The 19776-nt window shown below is 71.7% G+C and carries 19 protein-coding genes; 14 read left to right on the plus strand and 5 right to left on the minus strand.

Going from position 1 to position 19776, the window contains the following annotated elements; genetic code table 11:
- Nucleotides 1-138 precede the first annotated feature (138 nt).
- The 4 genes from ACFVX6_RS01450 to ACFVX6_RS01465 all read left to right on the plus strand — a co-directional run bounded on the left by ACFVX6_RS01450 (nt 139) and on the right by ACFVX6_RS01465 (nt 6911).
- A complete protein-coding gene (locus ACFVX6_RS01450; protein WP_389686773.1) occupies nt 139-1776 on the plus strand; it encodes a PKD domain-containing protein in 1638 nt (545 codons plus the stop codon).
- 277 nt (nt 1777-2053) lie between these two features.
- Nucleotides 2054-3676 (plus strand): hypothetical protein, encoded by a 1623-nt coding sequence (locus ACFVX6_RS01455; RefSeq protein WP_389686775.1) that lies wholly within the window; start codon nt 2054-2056, stop codon nt 3674-3676.
- Between the two features lie 305 nt (nt 3677-3981).
- On the plus strand, nt 3982-5565 hold the full coding sequence (locus tag ACFVX6_RS01460; RefSeq protein ID WP_389686777.1) for a hypothetical protein: 1584 nt from the start codon (nt 3982-3984) through the stop codon (nt 5563-5565).
- 140 nt (nt 5566-5705) lie between these two features.
- Entirely contained in the window at nt 5706-6911 is a 1206-nt protein-coding gene (locus ACFVX6_RS01465; RefSeq protein ID WP_389686779.1) for a saccharopine dehydrogenase family protein, read from the plus strand.
- A 22-nt stretch (nt 6912-6933) separates the two neighbouring features.
- Here ACFVX6_RS01465 and ACFVX6_RS01470 read toward each other — a convergent pair whose 3' ends face one another.
- A complete protein-coding gene (locus tag ACFVX6_RS01470) occupies nt 6934-7614 on the minus strand; it encodes an endonuclease V (RefSeq protein ID WP_389686781.1) in 681 nt (226 codons plus the stop codon).
- A gap of 26 nt (nt 7615-7640) precedes the next feature.
- Here ACFVX6_RS01470 and ACFVX6_RS01475 point away from each other — a divergent pair, with 26 nt between their 5' ends.
- The 3 genes from ACFVX6_RS01475 to ACFVX6_RS01485 all read left to right on the plus strand — a co-directional run bounded on the left by ACFVX6_RS01475 (nt 7641) and on the right by ACFVX6_RS01485 (nt 10473).
- Complete coding sequence (locus ACFVX6_RS01475) at nt 7641-7940, plus strand: YciI family protein (RefSeq protein WP_389686783.1); 300 nt, start codon at nt 7641-7643, stop codon at nt 7938-7940.
- A 290-nt stretch (nt 7941-8230) separates the two neighbouring features.
- Nucleotides 8231-8647 carry an SsgA family sporulation/cell division regulator gene (locus ACFVX6_RS01480; RefSeq protein ID WP_250740819.1) on the plus strand — a complete coding sequence of 139 codons (417 nt, stop codon included), beginning with the start codon at nt 8231-8233 and terminating at the stop codon, nt 8645-8647.
- Between the two features lie 185 nt (nt 8648-8832).
- Nucleotides 8833-10473: an ABC-F family ATP-binding cassette domain-containing protein gene (locus ACFVX6_RS01485; protein ID WP_389686785.1), complete on the plus strand. Its 1641-nt coding sequence runs from the start codon at nt 8833-8835 to the stop codon at nt 10471-10473.
- Between the two features lie 70 nt (nt 10474-10543).
- Here the strand turns inward: ACFVX6_RS01485 and ACFVX6_RS01490 are convergent, their stop codons facing one another.
- The gene (locus tag ACFVX6_RS01490) at nt 10544-11011 is read right to left on the minus strand and encodes an ATP-binding protein (protein WP_389686787.1); all 468 of its coding nucleotides are present in this window, start codon (nt 11009-11011) and stop codon (nt 10544-10546) included.
- A 213-nt stretch (nt 11012-11224) separates the two neighbouring features.
- Here ACFVX6_RS01490 and ACFVX6_RS01495 point away from each other — a divergent pair, with 213 nt between their 5' ends.
- The 6 genes from ACFVX6_RS01495 to ACFVX6_RS01520 all read left to right on the plus strand — a co-directional run bounded on the left by ACFVX6_RS01495 (nt 11225) and on the right by ACFVX6_RS01520 (nt 15906).
- Entirely contained in the window at nt 11225-12076 is an 852-nt protein-coding gene (locus ACFVX6_RS01495; protein WP_389686789.1) for a helix-turn-helix domain-containing protein, read from the plus strand.
- Nucleotides 12077-12143: 67 nt separating this feature from the next.
- Complete coding sequence (locus ACFVX6_RS01500; protein WP_389686791.1) at nt 12144-12383, plus strand: hypothetical protein; 240 nt, start codon at nt 12144-12146, stop codon at nt 12381-12383.
- A 166-nt stretch (nt 12384-12549) separates the two neighbouring features.
- Nucleotides 12550-13521 (plus strand): acyl-ACP desaturase, encoded by a 972-nt coding sequence (locus ACFVX6_RS01505; RefSeq protein WP_389686793.1) that lies wholly within the window; start codon nt 12550-12552, stop codon nt 13519-13521.
- Between the two features lie 198 nt (nt 13522-13719).
- Nucleotides 13720-14031, plus strand: coding sequence for a hypothetical protein (locus ACFVX6_RS01510; RefSeq protein ID WP_382973098.1), 312 nt, complete (start codon nt 13720-13722; stop codon nt 14029-14031).
- Nucleotides 14024-15199, plus strand: coding sequence for a hypothetical protein (locus ACFVX6_RS01515; protein WP_389686795.1), 1176 nt, complete (start codon nt 14024-14026; stop codon nt 15197-15199). The genes ACFVX6_RS01510 and ACFVX6_RS01515 overlap by 8 nt, the downstream gene beginning before the upstream one ends.
- A complete protein-coding gene (locus tag ACFVX6_RS01520) occupies nt 15196-15906 on the plus strand; it encodes a hypothetical protein (RefSeq protein WP_389686797.1) in 711 nt (236 codons plus the stop codon). Before ACFVX6_RS01515 ends, ACFVX6_RS01520 begins: the two co-directional genes overlap by 4 nt.
- 79 nt (nt 15907-15985) lie before the next feature.
- On the opposite strand, the gene ACFVX6_RS01525 is transcribed toward ACFVX6_RS01520, so the two are convergent.
- Nucleotides 15986-16240, minus strand: a complete 255-nt coding sequence (locus ACFVX6_RS01525; RefSeq protein WP_389686799.1) for a WhiB family transcriptional regulator — start codon at nt 16238-16240, stop codon at nt 15986-15988.
- Between the two features lie 100 nt (nt 16241-16340).
- Between ACFVX6_RS01525 and ACFVX6_RS01530 the strand changes: the two genes are divergently transcribed.
- Nucleotides 16341-17081 carry a TetR/AcrR family transcriptional regulator gene (locus tag ACFVX6_RS01530; protein WP_389686801.1) on the plus strand — a complete coding sequence of 247 codons (741 nt, stop codon included), beginning with the start codon at nt 16341-16343 and terminating at the stop codon, nt 17079-17081.
- Here ACFVX6_RS01530 and ACFVX6_RS01535 read toward each other — a convergent pair.
- On the minus strand, nt 17038-18573 hold the full coding sequence (locus ACFVX6_RS01535; RefSeq protein WP_389686803.1) for a DHA2 family efflux MFS transporter permease subunit: 1536 nt from the start codon (nt 18571-18573) through the stop codon (nt 17038-17040). The genes ACFVX6_RS01530 and ACFVX6_RS01535 overlap by 44 nt on opposite strands.
- The gene (locus ACFVX6_RS01540) at nt 18570-19460 is read right to left on the minus strand and encodes an alpha/beta hydrolase (protein WP_389686805.1); all 891 of its coding nucleotides are present in this window, start codon (nt 19458-19460) and stop codon (nt 18570-18572) included. Before ACFVX6_RS01540 ends, ACFVX6_RS01535 begins: the two co-directional genes overlap by 4 nt.
- Nucleotides 19461-19776: the final 316 nt, after the last annotated feature.

The following is a 19776-nucleotide window of genomic DNA, read 5'->3' on the forward strand; positions in this document are numbered from 1 at the left end:
GCCGGAGGAATCGGACCACAGGCCCCAATCAGTGCAAACGCAAACAGATAAACCCGGGTGATCCACGGGCCGGCTGTTAGGTAGTCTGAGCGGGCTTTCAGCCCTGTTCCAGGGCGCACAGACATTTGGGGGGGCTCGGTGTCTCATCGCCGACTCGTAGCATCCGCGACCATCCTCGCGGCAGGCATTTCTCTTATACCGGGGCTGGCGAACGCCGCCGACTCCGAGCCGGGCAAGGTGCAGGGGGTATCCAAGCCCGATCTTGACTCCGCCATCGAGGCCAAGACCACCAAGTTCGACAGCCCGGCCGACCGCTCGGTCAAGGTCCCGGCCGCCGGCAAGAGCAAGGCGGCCGGCACGCTGGCGGGCTCCGAGGGCAACCCGGACCTCGCGGTGGCCCTGCACGGCACCACGTTCAACGCGCACTCGCTCGAACTGAGCATGGGCGTCACGAGCGCGGACGTCGACGTCGAGCTCACCATCGACTGGGGCGACGGCACCTCCGGCACGGCGAGCGCCCACGGCACCCAAGCGGCGCACGTGGAGCACGTGTACCGCGAGGTCGGCACGTACACGGTCAAGGTCAAGGTGACCGACGCCGTCAACGGCGTCTCCGCCGAGAACTCCGTCGCCATCACCACCGAGGGCTCGGACTTCACCCCGTACACCCCGACCCGCCTGCTGGACACCCGTAAGGGCTCGGACAGGGTCCTCCCGTACAAGTCCACGCGGGTCAAGGTCGGCGGCTACGGCACCATCCCCGCCGGTGTGACCGCGGTGGCCCTCAACGTCACCGTCACCACCACCTTCAGCGGCGGCCACATCACCGCCTTCGCCTCGGGCACCGAGCGTCCGACCACCTCGAACCTCAACTTCGAGCCCGGCCAGACGGTCCCCAACCTGGTCATCGTCCCGGTCGGCGCCGACGGCTACGTCGAGCTCTACAACGGCGGCTGGCTGGGAGTCGACCTGATCGCCGACATCACCGGCTACTTCACCCAGTCCGCCTCCAGCGGCTACACCGCGCTGACCCCGGAGCGCCACGTCGACACCCGGGACGGTCTCGGCACCCGCAAGGGCCAGGTCCCCGGCTACGGGACCATCACCACCAAGATCGCGGGCAACCGCGGCGTCCCCGCCGGGGCCAAGGCCGTGGCGCTCAACGTGACGGTCACCAACCCGCGGAGCGACGGCCACCTGACCGTCTTCCCCGCCGGGAAGGCCGCGCCGAACGCGTCCAACCTGAACTTCACCACGGGCCAGACCATCGCCAACTCGGTGATCGTCCCGGTCGGCACCGACGGCAAGATCAGCATCCGCAACGGCGGCTGGAACCCGGCCGACGTGATCGTCGACGTCGTCGGCTACTACAGCCCCGACAGCGTCAGCGCTTACCTCCCCTTCGAGCCGGAGCGCGTGAAGGACACCCGCGAGAACAAGAAGCCGCTGCCCGGCCGCTACTACAGCGCGCTCGGACTCGGCGACGGCTACCCGAACACCACGGGCTTCGTGCTGAACACCACGGTGACCAACACCAAGGGTGCCGGGTTCCTTGCGGTCGCCCCGGACCCGAACACCATCGCGGACTACGACAACGGGACCAACGTCGAGGTGCCGATCCCGACCTCGTCGAACCTGAACTTCACCGCGAACAAGACCGTCCCGAACCTGGTGCAGGCGGGCCGCGGCAACACCGGCGTCATCGACTTCTTCAACTGGAGCGACGCCAACATCGACCTCATCGTCGACATCTTCGGCATCTACATGGACAACTGATCCACCCGTAGGCACCGGAGGCGGCCCGACACGGCCGCACCCCGTGCACCACAGTGGATCACGGTGCCCCGGGGGTGGGCGCGGCCGTCCAGGCCGCTCCCCCCGGCGCACCACCCGCCGTACACCGGGCCAGGGAGGGCCCCGTACGGCCACCCGCGGGCCAGGGAGGCCCGGCGGGTTCTCCGGCCCCGCTCGAGGGCCGGCAGACACACGACATTGGGGGGGCTCGGTGTCTCATCGCCGACTCGTAGCATCCGCGACCATCCTCGCGGCAGGCATGTCGCTCATCCCGGGTCTGGCCCACGCGGCCGACCCCGCGCCGAGCAAGGGCCACGGGCTCGAAGCGCCCGACGTGGAGCAGGACCTGGCCGAGGCGAGGGGCTCCAAGACCTTCTCCAGCCCCGCCGACCGCACCAAGTCGGCCCGTACGGCCAAGGCCGCCGGCTCCGCCCAGGCGCAGGTCGCCGCCGATCCGGCCTACAAGGTCGGGCTGAAGGCCGAGACCACCACGGCCCACGGGGTCGCCCTGACGTCCGAGGTCACGGGCGAGCCCGGCCAGTCCCTCACCGTCACCATCGACTGGGGCGACCAGGGGATGACGGAGAGCTACGGCTCGACCGGTTCCGGGGTGGACAAGAGGGAGCACATCTACGCCGAGGTGGGCACGTACGTCGTCACCGTCAACGTCGAGGACACCGCCACCGGCACCTCCGACAAGAACACGGTCACGGTCACGACGGACGGCTCCGAGTTCACCCCGTACAACCCGACCCGGCTGCTGGACACCCGTGACGGCACGGGCGCGCCCAAGGCCGCCAAGGTCGCCCCGTACAAGTCCGCGCGGGTCAAGGTCGGCGGCTTCGGCACCATCCCCGCCGGTGTGACCGCGGTGGCCCTCAACGTCACCGTCACCAACACCAACAGCGGTGGCCACGTCACCGCCTTCGCCGCGGGCACCACCCGCCCGACGACCTCGAACCTCAACTACGAGCCCGGCCAGACGGTCCCCAACCTGGTCATCGTGCCGGTCGGCGCCGACGGCTACGTCGAGCTCTACAACGGTGGCTGGGAGTCGGTCGACCTGATCGCCGACGTCACCGGCTACTTCACCCGGTCCGCCGCCAGCGGCTACACGGCGATCGATCCCTCGCGCCACGTGGACACCCGCACGGGTCTCGGCGTCCGCAAGGGCCAGATCGCCGGCTACGGCACCTTCAGCGCCACGATCTCGGGCGCCGGTTACGTCCCCTTCGGGGCCACCGCGGTCGCGCTCAACGTGACGGTGACCAACCCGAAGGACGCCGGCCACCTGACCGTCTACCCGAGCGGCAAGGCCGCGCCCACCGCTTCCAACCTGAACTTCAGCGGCGGCCAGACCATCGCCAACTCGGTGATCGTCCCCATCGGCGCCGACGGCAAGATCAAGATCCGCAACGGCAGCTGGAAGGGCACCGACGTCATCATCGACGTCGTCGGCTACTACAGCCCCACCAGCCAGGCCGCGTACGTGCCGTTCCAGCCGTACCGCCGGATCGACACCCGCGACCCCAACCTCTGGAAGTACGGCCCCCTGCAGGGCCGCTGGTACATCTACATGAAGCTCAGCACGGCGTACCCGAGCGTCAAGGCCTTCGTCATGAACACCACGGTGACCAATCCCAAGGACACCGGCTTCCTCGCGGTCGCGCCGGACCCGAACTCGAAGGAGGCCTACGACGGGGGCTGGGCGACCGCGCCCGGATCTCCCAGCTCGTCGACGCTGAACTTCACGCCCGGCAAGACCGTCCCGAACCTGGTCCAGGCGAGCACCGGCAACAACGGCATCGTCGACGTCTTCAACGAGAGCGACCGCAACATCGACGTCATCGTCGACGTCTTCGGCGTCTACGACGACTTCTGATCCCCACCGAGCAGTGAACGCGGCCGACACCGACCGTACGGCAGCGCCCCGGGAACGGCCGTCCAGCCGCTCCCGGGGCGCTTTCCGTCGCCCTCCCGGCAGTGGACGGCCAGGGGAAGGCAACAGCACGGCAACGGGGCGGCAACGGAAAGACCCCCATGTCAGGCCGGTCGGCGGGCTCTGTAGCCTGAGCGCGCTTTCAGCCCCGATCAGGGGCTCACTGACATTTCGGAGGCTCGGTGTCATACCGCCGACTCGCTGCATCCGCAGCCGTTTTCGCAGCGGGTATTTCCCTCATACCGGGCATGGCGCAGGCGGCCGGGCCGGCCACCGGCGGTGCCCAGGGCATCAGCACTCCGGACCTGGCCCAGAACGGCCTGGAGGACGCGCCCAAGTCCACGAGCCCCGCCGGGCAGTCGACCCTGCGGACCGCCCCGGCAACCAAGAGCGCGCCGACGGCCACGGCGCTGTCCGCGACCGCCGATGGCAACCAGGGCCTCGAGGTGGGACTGACCGCGACCCCCCTCAGCGCGCACGCGATCGAGCTCAAGAGCGAGATCACCAGCGCGGCCACGCCGCTCACCGTCGTCGTCGACTACGGCGACACGCACTCGACGGTCAGCCAGGCCTCTGGCAGCCAAACCCTGACCGAGCAGCACACCTACACGGAGCTCGGCACGTACACGGTCAAGGTGACCGTGACGGACAGCGCCAACAACGTGGTGGCCTCCAACCAGCTGTCCGTCACGACCGAGGGCTCGGACTACACCCCGTACGGCCCGACCCGCCTGCTGGACACCCGTAACGGCACCGGTGCGGTCGCGAGCAAGGTCGCCCGGTACACCTCCGCGCGGGTGAAGATCGGCGGCAACGGCACCATTCCCGCCGGCGTGACCGCCGTGGTCCTCAACGTCACCGTCACGAACACCACGAGCGGCGGCCACATCACCGCCTTCGCCAACGGCACCACGCGTCCGACCACGTCGAACGTCAACTTCGCGCCCGGCCAGACCGTCCCGAACCTGGTCATCGTGCCCGTCGGTGCCGACGGCTACGTCAACCTCTACAACGGCGGCTGGGAATCGGTCGACCTGATCGCCGACGTCACCGGCTACTTCACCCGGTCCGCCTCCAGCGGTTACACCCCGCTGGCCCCGGCCCGCTTCGTCGACAGCCGCATCGCCCTCGGCGCCCCCAAGGGCCAGGTCCCCGGCTACGGGATCTTCAGCACCCAGATCACCGGCCTCGGCAAGGTTCCCGCCTCCGGGGTCACCGCCGTGGCCCTGAACGTCACGGTCACCAACCCGATGAGCGACGGCCACCTGACCGTCTTCCCGAGCGGGCAGCAGGTGCCGACCGCGTCCAACGTGAACTTCACGACGGGCCAGACCATCGCCAACTCGGTGATCGTCCCGGTCGGCCCCGACGGCAGGATCAGCATCCGCAACGGCGGCTGGAAATCGGCCGACGTCATCGTCGACGTCGTCGGCTACTACAGCCCGCAGAGCAAGGGCTCGTACCTGCCCTTCGAAGAGCCCGGGCGTTTCGTCGACACCCGCGACCCCGATGACGATGCGTACGGCCCCCTGGCCGGCCGCGCCTACATCTACGCGCCGCTGTCCGCACCGGGTCAAGGCGTCACGGGCTTCGTACTGAACGCCACGGTGACCAACACCAAGGACGCGGGATTCCTCGCGGTCGGACCGGACCCGAGCACGGGCGAGCCCGTGGCGCCCACCTCCTCGACCCTGAACTGGACGCCCGGCAAGACCGTCCCGAACCTGGTCCAGACGAGCACCGGCGAGACCGGCGTCGTCGACTTCTGGAACCAGAGCGACGGGGACATCGACCTCATCCTCGACGTCTTCGGCCTGTACCAGGAGGACTGACCCCAGAGGCCGAGCACCCGCCCGGCCGCCCGTACAGCGCCCCGGGAACGGCCGTCGCAGGCCGCACCCGGGGCGCTGTCCGCCGCACGACGGCCACGCGCTAGCCTCAGCCACCACCGACACCGTCTGGGAGGCTCCCGATGAACGCAGCTGTCCGGCACGAACCGCGCACCGCGGAACGGGAGTACGACCTCGTGCTCTTCGGCGCGACCGGGTTCGTGGGCGCTCTGACCGCCGAGTACCTCGCGGCGCACGCCCCCGCGGACTGCCGCTGGGCCCTCGCGGGGCGCGACCTCGCGAAGCTGGAGCGGCTGCGCGAGCGGCTGACCGCCCTCGACCCGCGCTGTGCGGACCTGCCGCTGCTGCGCGCGGATGCCCAGGACGCCGTGGCGACGCGCGAACTGGCGGCCTCCACCCGGGTGCTGGCCACGACCGTGGGGCCGTACGTCTGGTACGGGGCCCCGCTCGTGGCCGCCTGCGCGGCGGCGGGCACCGACTACCTGGATCTGACCGGCGAGCCGGAGTTCGTGGACCGGATGTACGTCGAGCACGACGCGCGGGCCCGCGAGAGCGGCGCCCGGATCGTGCACGCCTGCGGCTTCGACTCCGTCCCGGCGGATCTCGGGGCGTACTTCACGGTCGGACAACTGCCGGTCGGGGTCCCGCTGACCGTGGACGCGTTCGTGCGCTCCAACGCCCTGTTCTCGGGCGGCACCTTCACCACCGTGCTCACTGCGCTGGGCCGCGGACCGCAGAACCTGGCCGCCGCCCGTGCGCGCCGGATGCACGAGCCCCGGCTGCTGGGCCGGCGGGTACGCGTGCCCGTGGGTGCACCGCGCTTCAGCCGGGAGACCGGTACTTGGGCCCTGCCCATGCCCGTCCTGGACGTCCAGGTCGTGGCCCGGTCGGCGGCCGCGCTGGAGCGGTACGGCCCGGACTTCCGCTACCGGCACTACGCCTCCGTACGCCACCTGCCCGTCGCCGTGGGCGGTACGGCGGCGGTCGGCGGGGTGGCCGCCCTCGCGCAGATCCCGCCGGTGCGGAAGTGGCTGGCGGACCGCTGGGAGCCGGGCCAGGGTCCGGACGCGGAGCGGCGGGCGCGCAGCTGGTTCAGCGTGCGGTTCGTGGGCGAGGGCGGCGGCCGTCGGGTCTTCACCGAGGTCTCGGGCGGCGACCCGGGGTACGGGGAGACCGCGAAGATGTTCGCGGAGTCCGCGCTCTGCCTCGCCTACGACGCCCTGCCCGAGCTGTCCGGCCAGCTGACCACCGCCGTGGCGATGGGCGACGCCCTGCTGGACCGGCTCCAGAAGGCGGGCATCCGCTTCCGGGTGGCGGCCTCCGACTGAGGCGTCGCGCGGACGGCCCGCCCTAGGCGGTGGCTTCGCGCAGGGCCCGCCGGCACAGCGAGTCGGCGTGCCGGGTGGTCTCCGGGATCCGGAAGCGGGGGCTCAGCGCAAGGGCGTGCGCGCAGGCGTTGTCCAGGGACACCCGGTGGCCCACCGAGACGTACACGGGCTTGATCCCGTCCTGCGTGCGCAGCGCCCGCCCGACGACCTCGCCGTCGGGCGCGCGGAGCGGGGAGAGGTCCCCGCGCCGGGCGCCCGGTTCCTCGTAGGTGAAGGTGAATGGGTTCTTCGCGACGCCGATGGCGGGCAGCCCGGTGACCACGCCGAGGTGGCAGGCGAGCCCGAAGCGGCGCGGGTGGGCCAGCCCGTAGCCGTCGCAGACGACCAGACCGGGCGTGACGGTCAGCGCCTCCAGCGCGGCGAGCACGGTCGGCAGCTCGCGGAAGGCGAGCAGCCCGGGTACGTAGGGGAAGCTGACGCGGCCGACGGAGGTGGCCTCCTCGACGACCCGCAGGGTGGCGGCGTCGAGGACGACGGCCGCGGCGGCCACCAGGTCGCGCTCGTCGTCGTAGGCCACGTCCACCCCCGCGATCAGCCCTTCGCCGGGCGGGGGTCCGGTTTCGGTCAGGACGACCCGGCCGCGCAGTTCGTCCTGTATCGCCTTGGCTCCGGCCTCGTCGGCGGGGATCTTCGCACTCGTCATAGTGGTGCGAGAGTAGCCTGGCGATCATGTTCGTCATGGAGCTCACCTACACTGCGCCCGTCGAAGCCGTCGAAGAAGAGATGGACGCGCACATCGCCTGGCTGGACGGCTACTACGCCGCCGGCATCTTCCTCGCCTCGGGCCGCAAGGTCCCGCGCGACGGGGGCATGATCCTGGCCGGCGGGGTGTCCCGCGCGGAGATCGAGAGGATCGCGGCCGGGGACCCCTTCACGGTGGCGGGCGTCTGCACGTACCGCATCACCGAGTTCCTCGCGACGAAGACCTCGGCGGACCTGGCGACGGTGCGGGAGAGCCCGGTGGTCTAGGGGTGGGGCTCCGGGGCTCCGGATGGTCCGCGCCGGGCGGTCCGGAGCCTGCCTTGGGCCTGTGGAGTGAGCGGGAACCAGCCGTACTGCGGCCGCTCCGGGTCCTGCGGACAGGCCCCGGATGCCCGTGCCACCGTCACCCTGTGCGATCACACAGGCGCGTTCAGGCCACTCGGTGACACAGCTCACTCCAGGTCGCGTGCACGGATTCGCCGCTTCACGCGTCTATCCCGTTGCCGGGCCCCGCACCCCGCGGTCCGGCAATGAGATCCGCCGCAAGGGAGCGAGCCTTGATCACTGTCATCGAGCAGGCCGTGCAGGCCCGACTGGTCGCCACCGCGCCGAAGGTCGACACCGTACCCGTCACGCTCTGCTACGACCGGTCGGATCCCTTCGCCGTCCGGATGGCCTTTCCCGCGCCCGCGACCCTGGAGGGCGTCGAGGTCTCGTGGACGTTCTCGCGGGAGCTGCTGGAGTACGGGCTGGATCGCCCGTCCGGCTGCGGGGACGTGCGCGTGCGCCCGTACGACGCCGACCGGACCACCGTGGAGTTCCACGCCCCCGAGGGGGTCGCGATCGTGCTGATGGTGACGGCCGAGCTGCACCGCTTCCTGGAGCGGGCCTCGACGATCGTCCCGCCCGGCCTGGAGCACCTGTACCTCGACATGGACCAGAGCCTCGCCGAGCTGATGCGCGACTCCTGCTGACCCCTCGCTTAATTCGTTTGCCCGCGGCTCCGGCCGCACCGTAGCTTCGTAGACGCCCCATCGCCGTCGAAACGGAGCAGGACATTGTTCCTCTGAGGTCCGAGACACCGACCCACCGCCCCTAGCTGCGGTCCGCTGTGTCTCCCCCGCGTTGCACTCACCACTCACGCAACCTGGAGGCCTCCATGAGTCCTGCTCCCACGTTCATCACCTGCTCCGACCTGTCCTTCGACTGGCCCGACGGAACCCCCGTCTTCGACGGGTTCCAGCTGGCCGTCGGCCCCGGCCGTACCGGCCTGATCGGGCGCAACGGCTGCGGGAAGTCCACGCTGCTGAAGCTCATCGCCGGGGAACTGACCCCGAGTGACGGCCAGTTGGCCGTGGCCGGCACCGTCGGCCAGCTTCCGCAGACCGTCACCTTCGACACCTCCCTGCGGGTGGACGAGGCGCTCGGCGTCCACACCGCCCGGGCCGCCCTGCACGCCATCGAGGCGGGCGAGGCGACCGAGGCAAACTTCGCGGCCGTCGGCGACGACTGGGACGTGGAAGAGCGGGCCCTCGCCACGCTCGACCAGCTCGGGCTCGGCCGGATCGGACTGGACCGCACCACCGGCGAACTCTCGGGCGGGGAGTGCGTGCTGCTCCGGCTGGCCGCCCTGCTGCTGAGCCGTCCGGACGTCCTGCTGCTGGACGAGCCCACCAACAACCTCGATCTGCGGGCCCGGCGCCGGCTGTACGCGGCCGTCGAGTCCTGGTCCGGAGTGCTGGTCCTGGTCAGCCACGACCGGGAACTGCTGGACCGGGTCGACCAGATCGCCGACCTGCGCGAAGGCGAAATCCGCTGGTACGGCGGCAACTTCACGGACTACGAGGAGATGCTCGCGGCCGAGCAGGAGGCGGCCGAGCGGCTGGTCCGGGTCGCGGAGGGCGACGTACAGCGACAGAAGCGCGAACTGGCGCAGGCGCACGCCAAACTGGCCCGGCGCAAGCGGTACGGCCAGAAGATGTACGACACCAAGCGCGAGCCGAAGATCGTCATGGGTGCCCGCAAGCGCGCGGCACAGGAGTCGGCGGGCAAGCACCGCATCATGCACACCGAGAAGCTGGCGGAGGCCGAGGAACGCCTCGACCAGGCGGAGCTGGCGGTGCGCGACGACGCCGAGATCCGGATCAAACTGCCCGCCACCCAGGTCCCGCCGGGCCGCCGCGTGCTCACCCTGAGCGCGCTGCACCCGGTCCACGGCGCCGCGGTCGCGGGCGAGTGGGAGCTGCGCGGTCCGGAGCGGATCGCGCTGGTGGGGGCCAACGGCTCGGGCAAGACCACGCTGTTGCGGACGATCGCCGGGGAACTGGCCCCGCTGTCGGGCGAGTCGGTGACCCATGTCCCGGCCCGGTTCCTGCCGCAGCGGCTCGACGTACTGGACGACGAGCGCTCGGTCGTGGAGAACGTGGCGCGGTTCGCCCCGCACGCGACGAACAACCTGATCCGGGCGCGGCTCGCGCACTTCCTGTTCCGGGGTGCGCGGGCGGACCGGCCGGCCGGCACCCTGTCGGGCGGCGAACGGTTCCGGGCGACGCTGGCGGCGCTGCTGCTCGCGGAGCCGGCCCCGCAGCTGCTCATGTTGGACGAGCCGACGAACAACCTGGACCTGGCGAGCGTACGGCAGTTGACCGATGCCCTGGATTCCTACGAAGGGGCGCTCGTGGTCGCGAGCCATGACGTGCCGTTCCTGGAGTCGATCGGCATCACGCGGTGGCTGCTGCTCGACGACGGGCTGCGGCCGACGACGGCCGAGGAGGTCCACCGGTCGCTGTGGCACGGGTGACCTGCGCCAGGGGTTGTCCGAGCCAGGGGGTATCTGCACCGGCCGGTACCTGCACCAGCGGGCACCTGCGCTAACGCGGCAAGGGCAGTAAGGCCCAGGACTTGGTGCCGCCCATCGGGGTGAGCACCGGGGTGAGCCCCCAGTCCCCGCCGCAGGCCTCGACCACCGCCGACAGCAGCCACATCCCGCGGCTGCGCCGGCGCCGGCACTCCTCGCTCGCCTCGGGCGAGGAGTGCGCCGGGTGCTGGTCGAAGACGACGATCCGCAGCGCGTCGAACTGCCAGCGGACCTTGAGCACCATCTCCTTGTCGGGCGTGAACCGGTAGGCGCAGGCCACGAGTTCGGAGGCGGCCAGGGCCGCGTTGTCGCACAGGTCGGGCAGTCCGTGCCGGTCGAGCAGGGACCGCAGGGCACCTCGGGCGCTGCCCGCGCAGTGGGCGCCGCCCGGCAGGCCTATGGAGTAGCTCAGTTTCTCCGCCCCTGGCGGGGCGTGCCGGAACTCGTGGACCGACCGCAGGCCACGGAGGGTGCCCGTCATCGTGCTGCTCCAAGGTTCTGAGGTGCTGAATGCACTGATGGCCGTGTGGTCATACAAGAGCTGAAGGTCGCCCCGTGTGAGACTTGCGCTACCGACCGTAGCGCAACGTGGTGCACAGTGCTACTACTTGTACGACCACTTGATGTTTTCTCAGGGCATTTCCGGACTCGTGAGGATGCTCCCGCATGCCCCCGGCCGGAGGAGAGGGGACCCGTGCCACCGAGGAGTACACCGACCGCGCGCCAGCAGCGCCTGGGCTCCGAGCTGCGCAAACTCCGCGAGCAGTCGGGCATGACGGTGCAGCAGGCCGCGGCGCTCATGGGGGTGGACCGCACCAGGATCCCCAACATCGAATCCGGCCGGATCGCCATCGGCGCCGAGCGTGTCCGCACCCTCGCCTTCAACTACGACTGCCCCGACACGGGGCTGGTCGACCTGCTCGCCTCCATGGCCCAGGAGCGCGAGAAGGGATGGTGGGAGCAGCACCGGGGGATGCTGCCGCCCGCGCTCCTGGACATCTGCGAACTGGAGCACCACTCCGTCGAGTTGCACACCGCCGTGACCACGCACATACCCGGGCTGCTGCAGACCGAGGCGCACGCGCGGGCCGTTTTCGACACCGCCGACCCGCCGCTGCCCGAGCCCGACCTGCAGGCGCGGCTCGCCCTGCGGATGCACCGCCAGCAGGTGTTCGCCCGCGAGGCACCGCCGTTGTACGAGGCCGTGGTGCACGAGGCCGCGCTGCGCATGCAGTTCGGCGGCCCGAAGGTGGCCCGGGCGCAGCTCGAACACATACTGGAGCAGTCGGAGCGGGCGCGTACGACCGTGCGCGTGATTCCGTTCACCGCCGGTGGGTTCCCCGGCGCCGGCCAGTCCTTCACGTACGCGGCCGCCACGATCAGCGAGCTGGACACCGTGCAGCTGGACAGTTCGCACGGCTCGATGTTGCTGGATTCGCAGATGAAGCTGCTCCGCTACCGGGGCCTGCTGGAGCGGCTGCGCTCCCTGGCGCTGCCGGCCCGCGACTCCCGCGATTTCATCCGCACCATCGCGCAGACCCTCTGACCGGGCCGACCGGCCGACCGGCCGACTGACCACCTGACCGGATCCGACGAGGAGACGAGAGAACGACATGGGCACGACGACCACGACCGCGACCACCGCAGCGACCCCGTCGGCGACGGCCGGCATCGCCTGGGACGAGGCATTCTGCAGCGAGGGGGCGAACTGTTTCCGCTTCGGGCGGGACGCCGAGGGGAAGGCGTACATCGGAACCACCGACTCCGCCGCCTACGTCACCGACTCGATCGATGCGCTGCGCGCGCTGATCTCGGCCGTCAAGGCGGGAGCCGCGGACCACCTTCTGGCGTGACCTTAGTCCCTTCAGGCCACTCCATACCCCCCTCAAACTGCACAGATAACGGGATGTAACCGGACAGAGGTCCCTCTGGGGCTTGGCTGGTCTTGATGTCGCGCTTAACCTACGACTCCGTAGGCTACGGAACCGTAGGTAAGTCTCTTTGCACTCAGGAGTACCCGTGACGATCACCTCTCCCCACCTCGGCAGCTCGGAGGCGTGGACGGACGCCAAGCTGCTGTTCGCGCTGGAAGAGGTGGTCGAGCAGGAACTCAACCGCCATCTGAAGGTCACCAAGGACTGGATGCCCCACGAGTACGTCCCGTGGAGCGACGGCCGGAACTTCCCCGGTTTCTTCGAGGATGGCGAAGCCTGGGACCCGCAGCAGTCCAAGGTCACCGAGATCGGCAAGATCGCGCTCGTCGTGAACCTGCTGACCGAGGACAACCTCCCCAGCTACCACCACGAGATCGCCTCGCTTTTCGGCCGCAACGGCGCCTGGGGCACCTGGGTGCACCGCTGGACCGCCGAGGAGGGCCGTCACGGCATCGTCATGCGCGACTACCTGCTGGCCTCGCGCGCCGTGGACCCGGACAAGCTCGAAGCATTCCGGATGCAGCACATGTCGGAGGGCTTCGAGTCCGACAACCGCCACTCGATGCTCCACTCCGTGGCGTACGTGGCCTTCCAGGAGCTCGCGACCCGCATCTCGCACCGCAACACCGGCCACCAGTCCGGTGACCCGGTCTGCGACCGCATGCTGGCCCGCATCGCGCAGGACGAGAACCTGCACATGATCTTCTACCGCAACCTGCTGGGCGCGGCCTTCGAGCTCGCCCCCGACCTCACGATGAAGGCCGTACGGGACGTCGTGGTCGACTTCCGGATGCCCGGACACGGGATGCCCGGCTTCGAGCGAATGGCCGCGCAGATGGCGATCGGCGGGGTCTACAACCTGCGGATCCACCACGACGACGTGCTGAGCCCCGTGATCCGCTTCCTGAAGATCATGGACATCGACGGCCTCGGCCCCGACGGGCAGAAGGCCCAGGAGGAGCTGGGTCTCTTCATGGACGGCCTGGACTCCGAGGCCCGCAAGTTCGACGAGCGGCTGGCCGCCCGCGCGGCGCGCATCGCGGCCCGCAAGGCCTGATCGCACCGGCTGAACGCACCGCCCGAGCCGACACCAGATCGCACCGCCAGAGCCCACCGCCTGATCGCGCCGACCGGGCGCACGGCCCGGGCGCGCCGCCCGATCGCCCCGCGCCTGCCGACCTGACCGGTTTCCGCTCGCTCGGGCGGGTGACGACGATTGCCCTGGCAGAGCCCCGCTCTGCCAGGGTTTCGCGTCATGACCGCCATGACGCCGCTCCAGGTCGAGATCGACCAGCTGGCCCGCCTCACCAACGCCCTGGACACCTCGCTGGCCGCGCTGCGCGAGGCCCGGCGGGAGCTGGACCACGTACGGGCCGACCAGCTGGGCACGGCGGACCTCGACGCGGCGTGCGACGGCTTCCAGGAAAGATGGGGCCACGGCACCAAGGAGCTCGCCGGGCGGATCAAGGCCGTACGCGAGGGCGTGCGCCGCAGCGCCGCCGAGTACGCGGAGCTCGACGAGGCCATCCGCGCGGCCTTCCGGCAGGCGGCGTCCGCCCGTGACTGACGCTCCCGTGCCCGGCTCCCGCTCGGCCGGCTCCCCCGCGGCCGATTTCTCCGCGCTCGGCTTCGACCCGGCCCCGGGGAGCCCCGACGCGGTACGGGCCCTGGCGAAGAAGCTCCGCTCCTCGGCGGACTGCCTCGCGGAGACCTCCCGCGTCGTCGACGCCCTGGTCTCCCACAGCTCGGCCTGGCAGGGCGAGGCCGCCACCGCCTTCCGCGCCTCGCTGTCGCGGGAGCTCCCCCGCCACCTCCATGCGGCCCACACCTCCCTGGCGGAGGCGGCGCGCAGGCTGACCGGCTGGCACGACACCCTGGCCGCCCACCGCACCCTGGCCTCGCGCTACGCCTCCCTGGCCGCCGCGGCCACCACCGAGGAGGCCCTCACCGACGCCCGCCGCCTGGCTCGCGAACTGGCCTCGGAGCACTCGGCGGCGGCCCGCAGGGTGGCGCACACGCTGACCGCGACGGCGGAGCGGCTGGCGCCGAAGGAGCCCGGAATGCTGGAGTCGGTCTGGAACAAGATCGTCGACGACCCGGCCGACGCCCTCTCGAACGCCGCGGCCATTCTGGGAGCCGCCGGTGCGGGCATCGCCCTCTTCTTCCCGCCGGCCGGGATGGCGGTCATGCTGGTCGCGGGCGGCCTCTCGCTGGCCGCCCTGACCGCGCACCTCGCGGACCCCGGCTTCCGCAAGCCGCTGACCGAGGGTTTCACCCGGGGCAAGTTCGACGCCGCGTTCTGGAAGAACGGCGTGACCCTGCTCGGCGACGGCCTCGGCGCCGTTCCGGGCGTGGCCGCGGTCGCCTCGGGCGCGAGGGCCGGTACGGTCGCGGCCCGCGCGGCCATGGCGGTCCCGGAGGCCGGCGCCCTGGCGGGTGTCTCGCCGGGCGCGGGCGCCTTCGCCCGCACGACGTGGAACACCGCGGACGAGCTGCGGAAGGTGGAGAGCCCGCTCGCCGCGTGGGCGCTGCGGTCGTCGACACCCGAGGTCAGGGAACGGGTGGGGGTGGCCGTGGCCACCACCGGAGCGGCCACGGCCGCAGCCGACTACACCGGTGACGACACCGCCGTGGACCGCGGTTCCACCGCCGTGGACGGCACCCGTCTCGTCGTGGAGGACGGTCCGTCCACGGTCGCGAAGTCGGCCCGCCTCTGGACGCTGGTGCAGCCGTGACGAACTGCGCCGTCCCGCCCGTCTGGTTCCGGCTGCCTCCCGGGTTCCACGACATCGGCCCCGAGGACCGGGGCGCCCTGGAAGAGATCGCCGAAGCCCTGGGGGCCCTGGGCGGCTTAGGCAACGGCACGGATGCGGATGCCGGTCGGGCTGCCGGAACCGGTGCGGGGTCGCAGCTCGCCCGGCTGATGGACCACCTCGACGAACTCGCCGGTCAGCCCGGCCTGCACCTGGTCCACACCGCGGTCGGTCTCCACCCCGAGGGCCCGGATGCCGTCTCCACCTCGCTGTTCTCCCTCTCCGTCCGGCCCGCCGACGAGGCCGGGTCCGGAGCCGGCGCCGGGGCCGGTGTGGCGCGTACGGCCCTGGCCCTCGCCCGGTCGGCCCCCGGGAGCGGCTCGACGCGCAGGTTCGTCGACCTGGCATCGGGCCTCCCGTGCGCCCTGGTCTGCGGGGTCTTCCCCGCCTCCGGTGCCGGTGCCGACACCGACCGGGGACTGTTCCAGGCCAGGGCCGTCACGGCGCATCCGGAGGGACGTCACCTTTTCCTGCTCGACCTCACCAGCGCGGCCACCGAGCACGCCGATGCGTACACCGCCATCCTGGAGGCGGTCGCGCACACGATCGCCTTCACCGATCCCAGGCCCCGGCCGCCGGGGCCGCCGGGCGGCGCCGGGACCTCGCGGATCCTGGAACTGCTGGGGTGACGCCACCGCCCTTCGGGGAGCGTGCGGCTGCGGCCCGTCGTCCGGGTCGGGGCCGGCGGCGCAGGGCCCGGCGTCCGGGTCAGGGCCGGCGGCGCAGGGCCTGGCGCTCGGATTCGGACAGGCCGCCCCAGACGCCGAAGCGTTCGTCGTTGGTCAGGGCGTAGTCCAGGCAGGCCTTGCGGCCCTCGCAGGCCCCGCACAGCCGCTTCGCGTCGCGCAGCGAGGAGCCGGGTTCCGGGAAGAAGAAGCCCGGGCCCGTCTGGGCGCAGAGCGCGAGCTCGTACCAGGCCGGGGCGGCGGTGGCGGCATCGGTAGCGGTGGTGTTCATCGACATGCCGCAGAGCCTGTCCGCCGGTGATGGACGTCCGATCAACGCCTGATCAACAGCACAGAGTGAACGACCGTGCGTGCGATGACTTCGGTACCATGGCGACATGGCAGACGGACGCGTGGAGCGTGGGAACCAGACCCGGCGGACCGTCCTGGAACGGACGATGAGCATCGCCTCGGTGGACGGCCTGGAAGGGCTGTCCCTGGGGAAGATCGCCACGGATCTGGGGCTGAGCAAGAGCGGCGTGTTCGCCCTTTTCGGGTCCAAGGAGGAGCTGCAGCTCGCCACCGTGCAGGCCGCCCGGGCCGTCTTCGTCGAGCAGGTCGTACAGCCCGTACGGGACGAGCCCGCCGGACTCGCCAAGGTGTGGCGGCTGTGCGAGAGCTGGCTGGACTACTCCGGCCGCCGGGTCTTCCCCGGCGGCTGCTTCTTCTACTCCGCCGCCGCCGAGTTCGACTCGCGCCCCGGGCCCGTCCACGACGAGATCGCCAAGATCAACGGAGACTGGACGCGGTACATCGAGCGGCTGCTCGACGAGGCTCGGCTGGCGGGCGGGTTCCGCGAGTCGGCCGGGGCCGACGTCGAGGCCGTCGAGCAGCTCGCCTTCGAGATCATGGCGATGATGGAGCTGGCCAACGCGCATTCCGTGCTGCACGAGGACACCACGGCCTACGACCGGGCCGCGCGGGGCATCCTCGCCCGACTGCGCGCGGCGACGGCCGCCCCGGGGGAACTCCCGGAGCGGCCGCCCGTACTCGCGTTCCCGGTCGCCGGTTTCTCCGCCGGCGACGCTCCGGCCGTCAGCCTCCCGGCCGCGACCGCGCCGGCCGCGACCGGGCGCTGAGCCGCATCGCGGCGCCCGCGACCGCCGCGGCGAGCGCGGAGAGCGCGATCAGCAGGAAGATCCCGCGCCAGTGGTCGCCGGGGCCGCCCCCGGTGAGCAGGGCAGCCGTACCGGCGACTCCGAGCGCCCCGCCGAGCTGGCGGGCCGTCATCAGCAGGCCGGTACCGGCCGCGAAGCGCTGCGGCGGGAGTCCGGCCGAGGCCGTGGTCGAGAGCGCGGTCAGCACGGCTCCGATGCCGAGACCGCCGAGGAGTGCGGCGGGCAGGAAGATCTGGCCGTACGAGGTGGACTCCCCGACCCAGCCCCACAGCAGCAGGGCGTTGGCGGCGAAGAGCAGCGATCCGACGGTGACGGCGGCCCATTGGAAGCGGGCGGGGACCCGGCGGCCGACGAAGAGCGCGCCGGCCATGGCGAGGACGGCGCCCGGTGTGACGCCGAAGCCGGCTTGCAGGACCGAGTAGTCCCAGCGCTCGACGAGGTAGGACGGGGCCATCAGCAGCCACGCGTACATGGCGACGCCGAAGAGCAGGGCACCGATGTTGGCGCGGGCGAACAGCGGGTCGCGCCACAGGTCCCGGTCGACGGCCGGGGCGGGATGACTGCGCGAGCGGCGCAGCGCGAGGGTGCCCGCCAGGGTCCCGCCGATGACCAGGACGAGCACCTTGGGATCGGTCCAGCCCCACTCCGTGCCCTGGGAGAGCCCGGCCACCACTCCCCCGATGCCGAGGGCGAGGGCCGTCGTACCGACGGGGTCGGGGAACCGGCGTCCGGTGCGCGGCTCCTCGGGGAGGATGCGGGCCGCGGCCCAGCCGACGGCCAGGCCGAGCGGGACGTTGATGAGGAAGATCGCGCGCCAGTCCCACCACTCGACGAGCAGCCCGCCGATGCTCGGGCCGACGGCGGCGGCCAGTCCGCCCGCCGCGGACCAGGCGCCGAGGGCGGCGGCCCGGCGGGCGGGCGGCGTGTGCGCGAGTACGAGGCCCAGCGCGGCGGGGATCATCCCGGCTGCGGCAGCCCCCTGGAGGGCGCGGGCCAGGATGAGCAGTTCGGCGGTGGGGGCCGCGCTGGCGGCGAGCGAGGTCAGGGTGAAGGCGAGGGTCGAGCCGAGGAAGAGGGCGCGGCGGCCCAGGGTGTCCGCGAGCCGGCCGGCCGCGGCGAGCAGGGCGGCGAACAGGACGGCGTAGGCGCTGACGACCCAGGTCAGGCGGGCCAGCGACACCTCGGGGAAGGCCCGGCGCAGGTCGGGGAAGGCGACGTTGACGACGGTGGCGTCGAGGAAGGCCAGGAAGGTGACGGCACTGGCCAGCGCAAGCACCTGCCCGCCCCCGGGGCCGCCCCCGGCCCCGGCGGGTTGCCCGGAGGCGGACGCGGATGCAGGGGCAGGCACGGGAGCGGAGCCGGGCGCGGCGACGGACGCTTGCGCGGATCCCGTCGCGGAGCCCGACGCGGCGACGGACGCGGGCGCGCCGGATTCGGGACGGGTGGAGGTCATCGGGTGGCTCCTGCGGTCTCGGCCGGGCTCGCCGCACGGGTCTGCGACGGGGGTGCGTTCAGGAACTCGACGGCGGCGGCGATGACTTCCGGGTCGAGGAGGATGCGGCGGTGGCCGAGTCCGCTCGTCTCGATCAGGCGGGCCCGCTCCCCGTAGGCCGCCGCGATGGCGCGGGACTGGGTGGGGGCCGCGGTGTCGTCGTCCGCGTCGTGCACGAGCAGGATCTCCGAGGGGACCTCCTCGGGGCGGTGGCACGCGTCGAAGCGGGGCCAGACGTCGGGCTCGGCCGGGAAGAGCCGGCGCTGGATGTGACGCCGCATGGCGTCCTCGACGGCCTGGTTCACGCCCAGCATCGCGCGGAACCGCGCGGCGAGGAAGTCGAAGTCGGCGATGGCGCCGATACCGACGATCCGGTCGGCGCGGATCCCGTCCCGCAGGGCGAAGAAGGTGGACACCACCCCGAAGGAGTGGGCCAGGACGGCCGAGAACTCCCCGTACTGCGCCCGCAGTCGGCGGATGATCTCGCGCTGCCGGAGGATGGTGGTGGCCCGGCCGCCGGACGTGCCGTGACCGGGTGCGTCGAAGGAGACCACGGTCCGGCCCTCGGCCAGCAGCGCCTCGACGAACCCGGCGAAGCGCGAGGCGCGCGAGGTCCAGCCGTGCACGATGAGAACCGGCCGGTCGCCGTCGCCCCAGCGGTACGTGGTCACGGGTATCCCGTCCACGACGAGCCGCCCGGTCACGGCCCGGGCCATGACCTCGGCTTCGCCCGGCTTCACCTTCGGCCGGCCGAGCGGCCGCACGAACAGCGCGAACGCCACCCGCCCGACGGGGCCCGGGGCGACCCGGGCGGTGATGTTGAGGGTGGTGCTCAGGAGTGAAGCCATGGGGTGCATGCCCGGTTCTCCGGATCTCCTCAGAGTGGCCAGACGGCGCTGGCGGGTCAGGGTGGTGAAGAGATATTAGCACGATCGTTCGTGTTGTTATGAGTGGATCACGCGAACCCTCTTCCTGTGCGGCTGCCCTCGCCACCGAAGGTAGTCCACGTTGATCCACCGACCAGGCGAACTGCGGTCGCCATCAAGGACTTTGATGACCCACCCTCGCCGGTCGGCCGACCGGATTCGGGGGGTAGCCCCACCCCGGATCGGGTGGGCGGCCGGATGTCCCCGCCCCACGGCCGGCGCGGATCCTGTGACGGGT

It is taken from the genome of Streptomyces sp. NPDC058289, from assembly GCF_042880975.1.
In the GTDB taxonomy this organism is placed as follows: domain Bacteria; phylum Actinomycetota; class Actinomycetes; order Streptomycetales; family Streptomycetaceae; genus Streptomyces; species Streptomyces stoeckheimensis.